General features: G+C 40.5%; 15 protein-coding genes. 7 read left to right on the top strand and 8 right to left on the bottom strand.

Annotation, left to right across the window (positions count from 1 at the left end; all coding sequences use genetic code 11):
* Positions 1-60: 60 nt before the first annotated feature.
* Positions 61-1,737, top strand: coding sequence for a 2-succinyl-5-enolpyruvyl-6-hydroxy-3-cyclohexene-1-carboxylic-acid synthase (menD, locus tag ASE55_RS11710; protein WP_056219621.1), 1,677 nt, complete (start codon positions 61-63; stop codon positions 1,735-1,737).
* Positions 1,738-1,739: 2 nt separating this feature from the next.
* Here menD and ASE55_RS11705 read toward each other — a convergent pair whose 3' ends face one another.
* The 3 genes from ASE55_RS11705 to ASE55_RS11695 all read right to left on the bottom strand — a co-directional run bounded on the left by ASE55_RS11705 (position 1,740) and on the right by ASE55_RS11695 (position 4,072).
* Positions 1,740-2,273, bottom strand: a complete 534-nt coding sequence (locus ASE55_RS11705; protein ID WP_056219619.1) for a hypothetical protein — start codon at positions 2,271-2,273, stop codon at positions 1,740-1,742.
* Between the two features lie 211 nt (positions 2,274-2,484).
* Complete coding sequence (locus ASE55_RS11700) at positions 2,485-3,111, bottom strand: aminotransferase class IV (protein WP_056219617.1); 627 nt, start codon at positions 3,109-3,111, stop codon at positions 2,485-2,487.
* On the bottom strand, positions 3,095-4,072 hold the full coding sequence (locus tag ASE55_RS11695) for an aminodeoxychorismate synthase component I (RefSeq protein ID WP_056219616.1): 978 nt from the start codon (positions 4,070-4,072) through the stop codon (positions 3,095-3,097). The genes ASE55_RS11700 and ASE55_RS11695 overlap by 17 nt, the downstream gene beginning before the upstream one ends.
* A 46-nt stretch (positions 4,073-4,118) precedes the next feature.
* On the opposite strand from ASE55_RS11695, the gene ASE55_RS11690 reads away from it, so the two are divergent.
* The 4 genes from ASE55_RS11690 to ASE55_RS11675 all read left to right on the top strand — a co-directional run bounded on the left by ASE55_RS11690 (position 4,119) and on the right by ASE55_RS11675 (position 7,008).
* Complete coding sequence (locus ASE55_RS11690; protein ID WP_056219612.1) at positions 4,119-4,841, top strand: hypothetical protein; 723 nt, start codon at positions 4,119-4,121, stop codon at positions 4,839-4,841.
* Between the two features lie 73 nt (positions 4,842-4,914).
* Positions 4,915-5,652, top strand: coding sequence for a hypothetical protein (locus tag ASE55_RS11685; RefSeq protein WP_056219804.1), 738 nt, complete (start codon positions 4,915-4,917; stop codon positions 5,650-5,652).
* On the top strand, positions 5,649-6,737 hold the full coding sequence (locus tag ASE55_RS11680) for an AI-2E family transporter (protein ID WP_056219609.1): 1,089 nt from the start codon (positions 5,649-5,651) through the stop codon (positions 6,735-6,737). Before ASE55_RS11685 ends, ASE55_RS11680 begins: the two co-directional genes overlap by 4 nt.
* A 16-nt stretch (positions 6,738-6,753) precedes the next feature.
* Entirely contained in the window at positions 6,754-7,008 is a 255-nt protein-coding gene (locus ASE55_RS11675; RefSeq protein ID WP_056219802.1) for a DUF3820 family protein, read from the top strand.
* Positions 7,009-7,053: 45 nt separating this feature from the next.
* Here ASE55_RS11675 and uvrB read toward each other — a convergent pair whose 3' ends face one another.
* Positions 7,054-9,045 (bottom strand): excinuclease ABC subunit UvrB, encoded by a 1,992-nt coding sequence (gene uvrB / locus ASE55_RS11670; protein WP_056219607.1) that lies wholly within the window; start codon positions 9,043-9,045, stop codon positions 7,054-7,056.
* Positions 9,046-9,255: 210 nt separating this feature from the next.
* On the opposite strand from uvrB, the gene ASE55_RS11665 reads away from it, so the two are divergent.
* Positions 9,256-10,455, top strand: a complete 1,200-nt coding sequence (locus ASE55_RS11665; protein WP_056219799.1) for a PQQ-dependent sugar dehydrogenase — start codon at positions 9,256-9,258, stop codon at positions 10,453-10,455.
* 80 nt (positions 10,456-10,535) lie between these two features.
* On the opposite strand, the gene ASE55_RS11660 is transcribed toward ASE55_RS11665, so the two are convergent.
* From ASE55_RS11660 to ASE55_RS11645, 4 genes are all read right to left on the bottom strand, one after another.
* Complete coding sequence (locus tag ASE55_RS11660; protein ID WP_056219604.1) at positions 10,536-11,693, bottom strand: pyridoxal phosphate-dependent aminotransferase; 1,158 nt, start codon at positions 11,691-11,693, stop codon at positions 10,536-10,538.
* Between the two features lie 2 nt (positions 11,694-11,695).
* Entirely contained in the window at positions 11,696-12,781 is a 1,086-nt protein-coding gene (locus ASE55_RS11655; protein ID WP_056219601.1) for an FAD-dependent oxidoreductase, read from the bottom strand.
* 184 nt (positions 12,782-12,965) lie between these two features.
* Positions 12,966-13,583: a DUF502 domain-containing protein gene (locus tag ASE55_RS11650; RefSeq protein WP_056219598.1), complete on the bottom strand. Its 618-nt coding sequence runs from the start codon at positions 13,581-13,583 to the stop codon at positions 12,966-12,968.
* Between the two features lie 6 nt (positions 13,584-13,589).
* On the bottom strand, positions 13,590-14,171 hold the full coding sequence (locus ASE55_RS11645; RefSeq protein ID WP_056219595.1) for a tRNA-(ms[2]io[6]A)-hydroxylase: 582 nt from the start codon (positions 14,169-14,171) through the stop codon (positions 13,590-13,592).
* Between the two features lie 159 nt (positions 14,172-14,330).
* Between ASE55_RS11645 and ASE55_RS11640 the strand changes: the two genes are divergently transcribed.
* Positions 14,331-14,570 (top strand): hypothetical protein, encoded by a 240-nt coding sequence (locus ASE55_RS11640; RefSeq protein ID WP_056219593.1) that lies wholly within the window; start codon positions 14,331-14,333, stop codon positions 14,568-14,570.
* Positions 14,571-14,577: the final 7 nt, after the last annotated feature.

The following is a 14,577-nucleotide window of genomic DNA, read 5'->3' as shown; positions in this document are numbered from 1 at the left end:
AATTACATTTTTTAAATTAAATTCTTTTTTATCTCCGGTATTATAAATTAAATTTGTCCTATGAAAAAATATTCTTCCAAAAGAAGTATTCAGATATTGGCACACCTTCTTCAGCAGTACGGAATTTCAGATATTATTATTTCCCCGGGATCCAGGAATGCCCCTCTGGCGATTCATTTTTCGGAAACCGACGGCTTTAACTGTTTCAGTATTGTAGATGAAAGGAGCGCAGCTTTTGTAGGAATGGGAATGGCCATGAGCCATAAAAAACCCGTTGCCATTACCTGTACCAGCGGTTCTGCAGCGGCTAATTATTATCCTGCGGTTACGGAAGCTTTTTATTCGAATATTCCCCTTTTGATACTGACTGCCGACAGGCCCACGGATTATGTGGATATTTTTGACGGACAGACGATCAGGCAGCAGAATCTTTTTCACCAGCATTCCTACGGGGATTTCCAGCTGCTGGAAGACAGCCGGGAAAATGCAGAGGATTTTAATTTCGATACCCTTAAAAAAGCCATTGAGCTGTGTTTCGAAAAGCAGGGACCGGTCCATATCAATATTCCTCTGGAAGAACCTTTATATGATCTCATCTCTGAGCTTCCGACTTTCCCTACCGTGGAAAAAACAATTAAGCAGAAAGATTATGAAATCCCGTCAAACCTTGTGGCCGACTGGAATACTTCGCAGCGGATCATGATTCTGGTAGGAACCAGAGGGTACAGTCCGGAACTGGAAAATCAACTGACCCAACTGGTTAAAAACCATTCTGTGGTGGTGTTGAGTGAAGCCAATTCCAATCTCTATCACGAAAAGTTCTTCAGGCATATTGACCGCTATATATTTAATTTTACAGAGGAAGATTACAGGACCTATGCACCTGACCTGCTGATCACGGTAGGGCAGAACGTAGTCTCTAAAAAAGTAAAGCAGTTTTTGAGAAGTGCCAAACCGAAACAGCACTGGCACCTGGATGAAGTATGGCAGCCGGATACCTATTTTGCCCTGACAGAAAAGATAGAAGTAAGGCCTGAAGTTTTCTTTACTAAATTATTGAAATTCATTAATCTGGAGCCAAGGCCCTATTTTAATCTCTGGGATGTTTTGAAAGATAAAAAAGATGCAAAACATGAACAGTTTTTGAATACGGTAGGATTTTCTGATTTTTATTTCTTCCATAAATCTTCACAGACAATTCCTGAACATTACAATATCCATTTCAGCAACAGTTCAGCCATCAGGTATGCCCAGCTGTTTGATTACGGCAAAAGAAAAATCTACTGCAACAGGGGAACCAGCGGAATTGACGGTTCAACGTCTACTGCCATGGGATTTGCCATTAAAAATACGGAGCCCACTCTGCTGATTACAGGGGATTTAAGCTTTTTCTATGACATTAACGGACTCTGGAACCAGTATATCCCTCCGTTCGTAAGGATTATGATTTTCAATAATGGGGAAGGGAATATTTTCAAGATTATTCAGGGGCCGGGAAATGCCAACCCGAATGCGCTGGATGAATTTATTGCCACCAAGCACCATAAGAATGCAGAGCATCTCGCGAAACATTTCGGGTTTTCCTACACAAAAGTAGATGAAGAGGCTACGTTAGACCGGGTTCTGGAAAATTTCTTTAAACCTGATGTTCAGCCTAAAATATTGGAGATCAATACCTACGGAAAGAACAATGCAGAGGTACAGAAAGCTTATTTTAACTTCTTAAAGGAAAATTAAACTTATCCTTCCGCTAACCCGGAAATGTGGATCAGCCATTTCCTCTGATAAAAATAATTTCTTGAACCGGTAAGGCACAGTTTCGTTCCGAACGGATAAATATCATCATGGACGGAATTTTTTAAGGGATAGCCATCAGGATAATATGCAATTCCATAAGAATGGTTTTGATGAACACTTATTTTGGGACAAATTTTTAAAAACTCTACCTTTTTATTTTTTATACTGATCTGGTAGATTTTGAAATCTTCGTTTTCCGTGTATGTATTCAATGCATTAAGCGCTACCGAATCTGTATGCCGGCTGTTGACTTCACGGACAATCAGTTGCAGTCCGGACTCGCTGCGATCGATAAGATCTTTTATTTTATGGTTGGTTTTCTGAATGCTGGAAGGTTGGTTGATAAAGATGGTTTTCTGAAAAAAATCATTACAGTAATTGTTGGATACAGCCAGAATTACGATAGCCTGGATGATGTAGGGCCATTTTTTCAGGCAGAGTAATGCGAAAGGCAGAATAATGCATATGGTTGTCAATACTTTTACATCAGACCTTATGGTATAAAAGTGATAGGTAGGATTCAGCCATGCGGTTTCAGATTCCTAGGTATATAAATCAGTCAATGTAAAATACAATAAGACTGCCACTGTCACAAAATTGATGATCTGTAAAAAGGTACATATTTTATTCATAAAAAATCATAAGCTACAAAACATATTGTTTCTAAAAGATGCAGATACAATTGAATTACAGATCCGTATATTCCTCATTGCCGGGCAGATTAGTAATTTTATCAAGCGGATAAATAAAATTTTCATTGAAATTATTCATCGCATTAATGATCTGGAAATGAGAAAACTGTTTGATGTTCTGGATGTTGATTTCGGTCTCTTTGATTTTTTTCTGTTTTAAAAGATGCTGCCGCTGTACTCCGTTCAGAAGGTAAGTGGAGGGCGTATACCAATCTTTCCCCTTTAAAAACAGGAGGTTGGAATAGGAAGTATCCGTCACATGGTTGTTTTTGATAATGATAATTTCCTCCGCTTTGGATTTCATCTTCATTTTTTCGAGCTCTTTCCGGTCTTCAAACTTGAAGGAATAATCATAGCTGTTATTCTCTACCAGCTGGAAATCCTGTATTTCCGGGATGGCATAAGGAATCATCTGGGTACGTACTTTTTTATCAAGGTCATACACAATTCTGAGCTTAAAAAGCCCGTCTCCGTCATGGTCCAGTTGTTTATAAATCTTGGCAATGTCGATAGAGCCCTCTTTCCCAAAATGGGCGAAAGTCTGGTCTACACGCTTCTGATGAAATTCCGGTAAAAAAATTTCCTGGTCTTCTACTTTGATGCTTTCAATAAATTGGGACATAAATTTTATTTTTCATTTCCTGATATTCGTCTTCTGACCTGCTCATGTGGGTAATCCCGCCGCCGCTTTTAAAATAAAGGTCCTCACCTTCTTTTTCTATAAACCGGATCATCACACAGCTGTCTACATTCTGGCCGTCAAACCAGCCGCAGACCCCGGTGTAAAAACCCCTTTCATAACCTTCCGCCTCTAAAATTATTTCCATTGTTTTAGATTTCGGGGCTCCTAAAATGGAGCCTGCAGGCAACAGCTTCTGCATAATGCTTCCTACCTTTCCGCTAAATTCAGGCTTTATATTTCCTGAAATTTCAGAACTCATGGCATAGAGGTCCTTCTGCTGGGTCCTGATGAAATCAATGTGTTGGAATTTATCCACTTTCACATCGTCTGCCACCATGCTGAGATCATTTCGCAGCAAATCTACTACGGTGTAATGTTCGGCTTTCTCTTTCCTGTCGTTTTTCAGGGTTTCCGCAGCATTTTCCAGGTCGGCATCAATGGTCCCTTTCATGGGGTAGGTAAGAATTTTTCCGTCAATGATCTTCACAAAAGTTTCAGGAGAAAAAAATACAAAAAAATCTTTATAAAAAACTTTATATTTCGCACTTGAATGAAAAAATATTTCTCTAAGGGTCAGGTTGGTTTCAATTTTGGTTTTCCGGGTATAGTTGACCAGATAGGAATTCCCGAGGTGGATATTTTCCTGCACTTTATCAAATCCTTTTTTAAAGCTTTCCAGGGTTTCAGGATAAAATTTCCATTCAATATTTTTATGCAGGACAGGTTGCTCGGATGTATTTGAAGAGTTTTGGAAATCAATCAGCAGGCCTGAACTTATGAGTTCTTCCTGCCTGAAAATTTCAATATTCTCTGCGGGGAAGTCGACCATAAAGAAAAAAGGAACTTTCCGGAGCGAAAGTTCATCCATTTCCATAAATTTTTGTTGTTTCACTGAAAACATCCTGCAAAAGTAATTATTGATGATTACTTTTGCACAAAATTTTTTAATGGAAAACAGATATCCACAGAAACCGGGATTAGATTTTATACTGAAGCAGGCATTTTTCTATTGGAATAAGACGCTTATTTACCAGCTGAAGTTTTCAGTGATTTATTTTGCCATCTTTTTTACGGCATTCTTTTTCTTTGCCTCAAAATACGGAATCCTGGATCAGCAGCAGGAACTTATGGAGGCCTTTCAGGTGAGCACGGAAGCTTATCTTCAGAAAGCACAGGCACTTGGGCAGACAGAGAACTCACAGTATTTCAGTTATGCGTTTTTAGGCATACTCGTTTTTTTGTATCCTTTAAACCTGGGATTGTTTCAGATTTTCAGGAAAGTTGATCTTAACGAAAAACCGGAAATCGGAGACCTGTTTGTTGGTTATAACGGCTTTAATTTTTTTAAATATGCCGCTTTTTATCTATTCTGGTTTATGATCTACATGATGACCTTCAGGCTGGTTATCCTGCCGTTTGTATGGGTGTGTATCACCATTTTTGTTGCACCGATTATGTTCTTTATGAACAAAACCATATTCGAGTCCATCTCTTTGAATTTTAAGGCATTAAAAATGTATTTCCTGGAAATATTTGTCTGTGTCATGGTTGCGGTTATCTTTAAATACATCGGGTTTGCCTTATTTCTTATCGGCGGATTGTTTACGTTTCCATTCTGGAATGCTATGATTTACTCACTTTATAAAACAATTTTTACAGAGAAGGAGTAAATTTTGAATGTTCAATGTTTTTTCTTTCAAAAAAAAGTTAAATTTGGGAAGAACAACATTAAAAATATACACCATGTCAGAATTTAACGAATTTGATCAGCAGGGCTCTGTTCCGGAAAGGAATACAAGCTCTGTTATCTCACACGCCTTCGAAATGTATAAAGGCGTCTTTTTATATGCCATCGTAGCAATGGTTATCTATCTCGTCGCAGGATCGGTGATCCAGGCTCTGAGCGGATTCAATTCCATGAGCTTTGCCGATGATATGAAAAGCTATGGAGATGATTTTTCAGGATATAATATCTGGGCTGCTCCCGGGTTTACGCTGTATCTTTCCATGTCCTGGCTTTTAGGGATTTTACTGGCTCCGCTGTATGTAGGCCTGATCTATATTGTTAATAAATACAATACCAAAACACCTGTTGAATTTTCTGATTTGTTTATTGGTTACCGGCAGAATTTTGTTAACATTCTGATCTATAGCCTTCTTTCAGGTCTCATTACCTCAGTTGCTGCTTTTTTCTGCGTCATCCCTGTATTCTTTGTTTATCCTTTACTGATGTTGGGCTATCCAATCCTCCTTTTTGAAAATGCCACTGCCACAGATGCTTTGGGGAAAACATTCAGGATCGCTAAAGAAAATTACGGCACGTTTTTAGGAACGACTGTTTTGGGAATCATAATTTCCTGTGCCGGGATTGTACTTTGCGGAATCGGGGTTATTGCAACTGCGCCATTTATTATGGTGGTAATGTATTCTCTGTATTGTGCTTTCCTGGGAAAACCGAGACAAATAACTTATAAAAAATGATGAATAAAGAACAACAAATAAGCAGTACTAAAATAAAGCAGGTAGCATTACTTGCTATTATTTTGGTCATGGCAGGTCTAATCTGTTTTAATCTTGCGCTTTTTATACCCTCTGTATTGGGAGCCATTACCATTTATGTGGTCTGCAGGAAATATAATTTTTATCTGCAGGAAGAGAAAAAATGGAAACCCTGGGCTGCAGCGCTTGTCTTGATGTTTGCCAGTCTGATTATTCTTATTCTGCCGGTTTATTTTATCGGGGATTTACTCATCGAAAAATTCGGGAATGCACAGGCTTATATGAATAAGTTCAATGTATTCCTGGAAAAAATACACACCTATATTTACTCGAAAGTCAAGGTTGATATCCTGAGCAAGGAGAATATGGGCAAGCTGAAAAGCAGTGTCGGACAATTTTCAACAAAAGCTTTAAGCGGGACGGTAAATACGCTTACCGTCATCGCATCCATGTATTTTATTCTTTATTTTATGCTCGAAAAACCAAGGTTTTTTGAAAGGATCCTGTCCTCATCCGCTCCCCTGAAAAGATCAAACGTTTCCATGATCGGTGAGAAAATGAGAAAACTGATCATGGCCAATGCAATCGGTCTTCCGGTAGTGGCACTTGGCCAGGGTATTATTGCACTGATCGGATATTTCATTTTCGGGGCACCGAGCCCTGTTCTGCTTTTTGCTCTGACTGCCGCTGCATCAATGATCCCTGTAGTAGGAGCCGCAATTGTGTATGTGCCGGTCTGTATCTTCATGATTGCAGAAGGAAATACCGGTGCCGGACTTGGATTGGCAGCGTATTGTGCCATCGTAGTTGGTATAACAGACAACCTGCTCCGTTTTACCCTGCTTAAAAAACTGGAAGATATCCATCCTTTAAATACCGTTTTCGGGATTATCATGGGGATGAACTTATTTGGCTTTATGGGACTGATTTTCGGGCCCATTATGGTTTCCCTTACCTTATTGCTGATCCAGGTCTACAGGAATGAGTTTTCAGAAGACGATATTCCTGAATTACAGCTTCCCAATAAAGATGAGGAGTTAGAAAAGAAAATTGATTTAATACTATAATAAAATGACAGAAGGAATAAACCCGGATATTTTAAAGAAAATCTGTACCGTTAAAATGCCTTTCGGGAAATATGCGGGAACGATCCTGGCAGATTTGCCGATAAGTTACCTTGAATGGTTTCAGCGCCAGGGGATGCCCAAAGGAAAACTGGGAATGCAGTTGGCAACGATTTATGAAATCAAGCTGAACGGGCTGTCAGACCTGCTGATTCCTATCCGCGGAGGTGCTGTGAATTATGAAAAGCCCAAAACAAAGACGTATAAATTTTAAAATATGATTTCGGCGGCATCGGAGATGCCGCCGAAATCAATAGTATCAGCCTTTCAGAGCGGCAATTTCATCTCTCAGCTTTGCCGCTTTAATGAAATCGAGGCTTTTTGCCGCCGCTTCCATTTCTTTCTGTTTCTGTCCGATGACTTTTTCCATATCTTCAGAAGTATAATTTGCTTTGGCTTCGGCCACTTTCTGCAGGATTTCTTTCTGTGTGTATTTTTCGTCCGGGAAATCCTTGGTTCTTCCGACCAGGTTTTCAGAAATCTTTTTATTTAAAGCAACAGGAACTTTCCCGTGCTTTTCATTGTACTCTATCTGCTTCGCCCTACGGTAATCTGTTTCATCAAGGGTAGCCTGCATGGATTTTGTGATCTTGTCGGCATACATAATGGCCCTTCCGTTCAGGTTTCTTGCGGCACGGCCTACGGTCTGGATCATCGATCTCCTGCTTCTTAGCATTCCTTCTTTATCTGCATCCAGGATGGCAACCAGGGAAACTTCAGGTAAATCAAGTCCTTCTCTTAATAAATTCACCCCGATCAAGACATCAAAAAGCCCCACACGCAGATCCTGCATAATCTGGATACGTTCCAGGGTTTCCACATCAGAGTGGATGTATCGCGTCCTGATGCCGAATTTGACGAAATATTTGGTCAGTTCCTCGGCCATTTTCTTTGTTAATGTTGTTACCAGAACCCTTTCGTCCACATCAGCCCGCTTCCGGATTTCTTCCATTAAATCATCAATCTGATTGATGGTCGGGCGGATTTCAATGATGGGATCCAGAAGTCCTGTCGGACGGATAATCTGTTCAATGTAGGCACCCCCGGTTTTTTCCAGTTCATAATCGGCCGGTGTGGCGGAAACATAAATAACCTGGTTCTGGATGGCTTCAAACTCTTCAAATTTCAGAGGCCTGTTGTCCATCGCTGCCGGAAGCCGGAAGCCGTATTCCACCAGGGATTCTTTCCTGCTGCGGTCGCCTCCGTACATGGCATGGACCTGCGGTACGGTTACGTGGCTTTCATCAATCACCATCAGGTAATCTTTAGGAAAATAATCCAGCAGGCAGAAAGGTCTGCTTCCCGGAATCCTGCCGTCCAGATACCTGGAATAATTTTCAATTCCTGAGCAGTAGCCGAGTTCTTTAATCATTTCCAGGTCCAGTTCCGTTCTTTCCTGCAGCCTTTTGGCTTCCAGTGGTTTTTCAACGGAATTAAAGAAATCCACCTGTTTTACCAGGTCATCCTGTATACTCCTGATAGCGCCGTTTAACGTGTCTTTTGATGTTACGAAAAGGTTGGCAGGGTAGATCTGAATCTGCTCAAAACTGGCGGTTACATTTCCTGAAACGGGATCAAAGCTCTGGATTTTCTCAATTTCATCCCCAAAAAACTGGATTCTTACAGCATTGTCCGCATAGGCCGGAAATACATCAATAACATCACCTTTTACACGGAATGTCCCTCTCTGGAACTCATTCAGTGTCCTGGAATATAAGGCATTAACCAAAGCGTGTAAAAGGGCGGTCCGGGTTACTTTTTCCCCGATGGCTATTGAAATTAAGGATTTGTGAAATTCTGTCGGGTTCCCGATACCGTAAATACATGAAACGGAAGCTACAATCAGGACATCCCTTCTTCCGGAAAGCAGACTGGCTGTTGCAGAAAGTCTCAGTTTTTCAACCTCTTCATTAATGCTCAGGTCTTTTTCAATATACGTTCCTGATGTTGCGATATAGGCTTCAGGCTGGTAATAATCGTAATAACTTACGAAATACTCCACGGCGTTTTCAGGGAAGAATTCTTTAAACTCCATGAAAAGCTGTGCGGCCAGGGTTTTATTGTGTGCCAGGACCAGGGTAGGCTTTTGTACGTTACGGACAACATTGGCCACTGTAAAAGTCTTTCCGGAACCGGTTACCCCCAGTAAGGTCTGGTACTTTTCCCCGATTTTAATGCCTTCGGTAAGTTTTTCAATGGCCTGAGGCTGGTCCCCGGTTGGTTTATATTCTGATTCAAGTTTGAACTGCATAGAAAATGTGATCTTGTATAACAAAAATACGAAAGAAATTTCTGATTGAGAATGTATTTAACATTTACGAAAGTCAGTCCGTATATTTTTAAATGAATGATCAGATATACAAAAACGGCACCTTTTTGATTGTTGCTGTACTTTATTTGAATGACCGGGTTTTATGGCACCAATTTTTCTGTCTTATCCCGTAACCTCTTAATTTTGATTATGAAAAAAATATTCTTACCCGTTTTGCTTACCTCCGGAATCATGCTCGTTTCATGCCAGGGAAAAGGCAAACCAAGTGAACCTTCCCCAAAGGAAGAGAAAGCCAATACCAATTATAAGCCTGCATTTAAAGGACAGACCAGAATCGCTACGGTAAAGACAACGACGCCTTATGCGGTAGAAGTCTTAAATAAAGATCTGGGCAAGCCTTGGGGAATTATCAATTTGCCGGACGGCAGGTTCCTGATCACGGAAAAATCAGGTTTTATTAATGTAGTATCAGCCGACGGAAAACAGGTTTCTAAAATTGAAGGTTTTCCTAAAGTGGATGCCAAAGGCCAGGGAGGAATGCTTGATGTAGCTTTAGATCCTGATTTTAAAGCCAATAATATGGTATATTTTGTTTTTTCTGAGCCTTTCGGAGACGGAAATTTAACTTCAGTAGCAAAAGGGAAACTTTCGGCAGATATGAAAAATATTTCCGGCATACAGGTGATTTTCCGGGCGACACCTTCCTATGATGGAGACAAGCACTACGGAGGAAGGCTGCAGTTTGATAAAGATGGGAATTTATTTGTAAGTACCGGGGAGCGGTCAGATAAACAGACCCGGGTATATGCCCAGAAAACGGATAATTATTTAGGCAAAATCCTAAAGATTACAAAAGACGGGAAACCTGCTCCGGGAAATCCGTTTATGAATACCTCCGGGTATAAGCCTGAAATCTATGCATTCGGAATCCGGAATCCGCAGGGTATGGCTTTAGATGAAAAAGGCCAGCTCTGGGATATTGAAATGGGACCCCGGGGCGGTGATGAAATCAATTTGATTCAGCCGGGAAAAAATTACGGCTGGGGTGATGTTACCTACGGCATTGAATATTCCGGCGAGAAAATCAATAACGGAACAACACAGAAAGCAGGGACCGAGCAGCCGGTTTATTACTGGGACCCTGTAGTTTCTCCAAGCGGCGTTACGTTCTACACCGGAAATATACCTGAATGGAAGGGCAATTTATTTATCGGATGTCTCAGCGGACAGCATATCAACAGGATTGTGCTGAAAGACAATAAAGTAGTAGGGGAAGAAAGACTGCTTCTGGACCAGAAAGAAAGATTCCGGGATGTACTGAACGGAATGGACGGCAACCTTTACGGAATCACAGACAGCGGGAAGCTGTATAAAATTTCCAAGAAATAATACAGATAAAAAATCCCGCAGGTTTCGCATGATACACAATTTTTAAATCCGTATCAATATGAAACCTGCGGGAATATTATTTAAAAGCTGTTGATCATCCTGTTAAGCCCTTCCGTCAGAATTTCCTGCGAAGTAGAGAAACAGATTCTGATATGCCCTTCGGCACCTTTGCCAAACCATCTTTCCGAGCCCGGAACAATAGCTACTTTCCCTTCTTTAAGAACATGCTGGGCAAATTCATCACTGGACATGCCATTTTCTATTTTAGGAAATATTACAAATGTAGCTTCCGGAAGATTAGGGGTAAGGATTCCTGAATTGCTTAACATGCTGTGAGCCAGATCTCTGTTGTGCTGCAGGTGCGTAAGGAAATCATTAAACCAGGGTTTTGCCTTGTCAATCGCTACGCTGGCAGCAATCTGAGATAAAGTAGAAACGCCTTCAATGGTAGAATTGAAATTTGATTTTTCCGTGAAATCATCCAGTAATTCCTGGTCGTTGCATAAAACCGCTCCGATTCTCAGTCCGGCAATACCGAAAGATTTTGAAAAGCCGAACACCGTAAAGCTTTTCTTTTTAGCTTCTTCAGATACCGAAGAATAGGTGTTGAATTCTTTTTTATCATAAACAATATCACTCCAGATTTCATCACTCATTACCCAAAGGTCATGAGCCGCGGCAATCTCTGATATTTTCTTTAAAATTTCTTTAGAATATACCCTTCCTACAGGATTGTGGGGATTGCAGATGCTGATCAGTTTTGTTTTGGGAGAAATTAATGAAACCAGCATTTCAAGATCAATATCACCTGTTGTGGAGTCTACAGCACACAATTTTATATTTCCCCCGACAGCTTCCACCGTTTTCTTGAAAAGGAAATCGACAGGGTCAAAAATAATGGCTTCGTCTCCGGGATTTAAAACATATTTTGCAATCAGGAACATGCCCTGGGCAGCACTGTTTACTGCCAGAATATTATCCGAAGTAAAATTACCTTTCTTTTCCGTATTGAAATGTTCGGCAACGCTTTTTTTGAATTCCGGGATTCCGGAAAAAGGGCCGTAGCTTAAATAGCCATCCTTAATATATTCAATGATGCCGTTTTCAATTTCCGATGACATCCTGAAATCCGGATCGGCTGCCGTTAAAGGGATGATTCCGTTCTCCAGTGTTGCCCATCTGCCGTTGTAGGCTTTTCTTTTCAGGGCTTCGAAATTAATATCTTTATTTGTAAACATCTTTATTTATAAGAAATTGGTAACGTATTTTTAGGTTGTTCATCCAGGGGCAACAGGAACTGCTCAAGCAGAGCCCTTCCGTTTTTGATGTGGATATCAATTTCAGGCCTTCTTTCTTCTTCGTATTTCCGGAAAGCTTCCTGGTGGTCATTTCCCTGGGTGAGAAGATCAGTCAGCGTAAAAGAATCCTTCAGTGCTGAGGTAACTCCCTGGCTGGTAAAAGGAATGAGTGGGTGTGCTGCATCTCCTATGAATACAATATTCTCATGGTAGAACGGGTTTAGTTTTTCCAGTTCATACACCCTCCAGATATGGGCGTTTTCATAGCCTGAGCCTTCAATAATGGACGAAACCAAAGGGTTCCAGTCCCCGAAATTATCGAGCATGAACTGCCTGATACAGTCCGGAGTATAATCTTCATTAATGAAAAACCGGGTAATGTCAAACTGGCAGTACCAAAGGATTTTTGAAGAGGAAAGCTTTAAAACACCAAAGGTAAGGCCTCCGCTCTCATGATGGAATTTCAGGAAATTGCTTTCGATCTGTCCGGCAAGTTCTTCATTTTCAATGATATTGACCACTTCATTTTCCAGAACGGCTTTCATGATCTCATCCTGAAAAATTTTCCTTCTGAGCCGACTTCTTGATCCGTCCGACGCAATAACAATATCAGCTTCCAGCTTTGTGTTGTCATCAATCAGGATATCCGCTTTTCCGTCTGAAAAACCGTTTAGGGCTGCTGTTGTTTCATATGAAAGCTTGTCTGAAGGGATTCCGCTGGCCAAAATCTCAATCAGTGCACTTCTGGAAACCACAAAAACATCATCCAGGTCTTTTTCAGAAATAATTTCCCCGCTCTGGCTGTAATGGATGTATTTTTTCAGGAAACTTCCTTTTTCGTAGAGATGATCAATGTTAATGATGTTGGATAGAAACTCAATGCCTTCTTTGGGAAGGATAAACCCGTGTCCTTTCAGGTCATTCTGCGTTCTTCTTTCGTAGAGGTGGTAGTCTATGTTATTTTTCTCTAAATAATTTGCCATGCTCAGGCCGGAAACCCCGGCTCCTATGATTGCAACTTTGCCCATTTTTTAATGTTATCGTATTGTTGATTGTTATTTTTTGGATCTGAATATATAAGCCGCCGGATTATATCCGGTAAAGCCGGTCTGCGGATTTTAATACAGCAGGTGTAGGTAATCTTCCTTTTTACCAAAGTATGATAAATCTGATAGGAAAATACCGGGTTTTATGTGGTAAGTGGAATGAAAGTTATTCCGGTGCCTTGAAGATGTTGTCATCTGAATGAAATCCTGCCACACCGCCGCTCACGGCAAACTTCATGGCAGTAGCTGCCGTCATCCCGACAACAGGCTTAATGTTTTTTTCTTCAGTAACAATTACCCAGCCCGAAATTGCATAGGAGTGGGGAAGGTAAACCGCAACATAATTGTGTTTTTCCACATCGGCCATTTCTTTTTGCGTCAGAAAGCCGATCCTCCAGATTTCCGGGCTTTCATTGGTTTTGACCCAGACCGGGTCATTGAATTTTTTTTTGTCTCCGACAAATGAAGACATCACGTCTTTTGTTGGGGTGTAAATGTGTTTTACGCCGGGGGTTTTTTCCAGTAAACGGTCCATGGAATCAAAAAAGAATTTCCCCAGCACGAATTTGTTTCCTAAGAACCCTAAAATTGCGGTGAATAAAATTGTTGAAATAAATACCAGCCCCGGAATTTGCCTTGCCACTGAAGGGATGATGTTATCTATTGACGAAACGATGTACCAGATCACAAAAATGGTCAGCCCGATGGGGCCGATAATGACTAATCCCTGAAAAAAGTTTTTCAGGAAAAAATTGGCAAAGTTTTCAAACGTCAGTTTTTTCAAAATAATTTATCCGTGTATAGTTTCTCCTTTTCCATAAGACTGGATGATCCTGGCTTCATATTCCAGCCACTCTTCCCATCTTGCATTTACTTTATCCGGGTCCCCAAGCTGTCTTGCAAAACCGATAAAAGTAGTATAATGGTTGGCTTCCGAGATCATCAGTTCTTTGTAGAAGGTTTTCAGCTCTTCATCTTTGATATTTTCGGTAAGCACTTTAAATCTTTCACAGCTTCTTGCTTCAATCATCGCTGCAAAAAGCATCTTGTCTACAATAAGGTCATCCCTGTTGCCTCCTTTCTGGATGAAATGTACAAGTTCGTTTACATAATCATCTTTTCGGGTACGCCCGAAAGTGTAGCCTCTTTTCTTAATGATCTCATGTACCTGATTAAAATGGTCCAGTTCTTCCCGGGCAATGGCGAGAAGTTCTGTAACGATTTCAGGGTATTCCGGGAGCATTGTAATCAGCCCGATGGCATTGGTGGCGGCTTTCTGCTCACACCAGGCATGGTCTGTTAAAATTTCTTCAATGTTTTCCTCTGCAATATTTGCCCACCTTGGATCGGTAGGAAGTTTCAACTTAAACATGTTTTAAAATTTTCCGTAAAATTAAAATAATTTGTGATATGACAGAATCTTTTATTGCTATTTCCTGTTTTATATTAAAATTCACATTTTATTGCCGTTTTTTAAACAGATGGTCTCTTTTTTGTTTGTTGATTTAAAAATAACTTAAAAATTTAAACAATGGAAGCAATTGCAATTTTGAAGAATAAAGCCAACGCTTTATTATCGTTAACGTTCACTGTACTGATGTCTCTTACCGTTTTTGCCCAGGATACTGCCGGAGAACTGGTTACCAAAGAAAACAGTTCTAAATCCACAACCACTACAGAATGGTATGCAGACCCGATGTATATTATTGCCGGAGCGGTCCTGCTGATTATCATTATCGCTTTGATAACGAGAAGCGGAAGAAGAAGATAAATTAAGG

This window comes from Chryseobacterium sp. Leaf201, assembly GCF_001421435.1.
Classification (GTDB): Bacteria; Bacteroidota; Bacteroidia; order Flavobacteriales; family Weeksellaceae; genus Chryseobacterium.
This window is presented reverse-complemented; position numbering and strand designations above follow the sequence as displayed.

Coding starts and splice junctions, on each gene's coding strand:
- menD (WP_056219621.1), top strand. CDS start 61: ATGAAAAAATATTCTTCCAAAAGAAGTATTCAGATATTGGCACACCTT.
- ASE55_RS11700 (WP_056219617.1), bottom strand. CDS start 3,111: ATGTCCCAATTTATTGAAAGCATCAAAGTAGAAGACCAGGAAATTTTT.
- ASE55_RS11695 (WP_056219616.1), bottom strand. CDS start 4,072: ATGTTTTCAGTGAAACAACAAAAATTTATGGAAATGGATGAACTTTCG.
- ASE55_RS11690 (WP_056219612.1), top strand. CDS start 4,119: ATGGAAAACAGATATCCACAGAAACCGGGATTAGATTTTATACTGAAG.
- ASE55_RS11685 (WP_056219804.1), top strand. CDS start 4,915: ATGTCAGAATTTAACGAATTTGATCAGCAGGGCTCTGTTCCGGAAAGG.
- ASE55_RS11680 (WP_056219609.1), top strand. CDS start 5,649: ATGATGAATAAAGAACAACAAATAAGCAGTACTAAAATAAAGCAGGTA.
- uvrB (WP_056219607.1), bottom strand. CDS start 9,045: ATGCAGTTCAAACTTGAATCAGAATATAAACCAACCGGGGACCAGCCT.
- ASE55_RS11665 (WP_056219799.1), top strand. CDS start 9,256: ATGAAAAAAATATTCTTACCCGTTTTGCTTACCTCCGGAATCATGCTC.
- ASE55_RS11660 (WP_056219604.1), bottom strand. CDS start 11,693: ATGTTTACAAATAAAGATATTAATTTCGAAGCCCTGAAAAGAAAAGCC.
- ASE55_RS11655 (WP_056219601.1), bottom strand. CDS start 12,781: ATGGGCAAAGTTGCAATCATAGGAGCCGGGGTTTCCGGCCTGAGCATG.
- ASE55_RS11645 (WP_056219595.1), bottom strand. CDS start 14,171: ATGTTTAAGTTGAAACTTCCTACCGATCCAAGGTGGGCAAATATTGCA.
- ASE55_RS11640 (WP_056219593.1), top strand. CDS start 14,331: ATGGAAGCAATTGCAATTTTGAAGAATAAAGCCAACGCTTTATTATCG.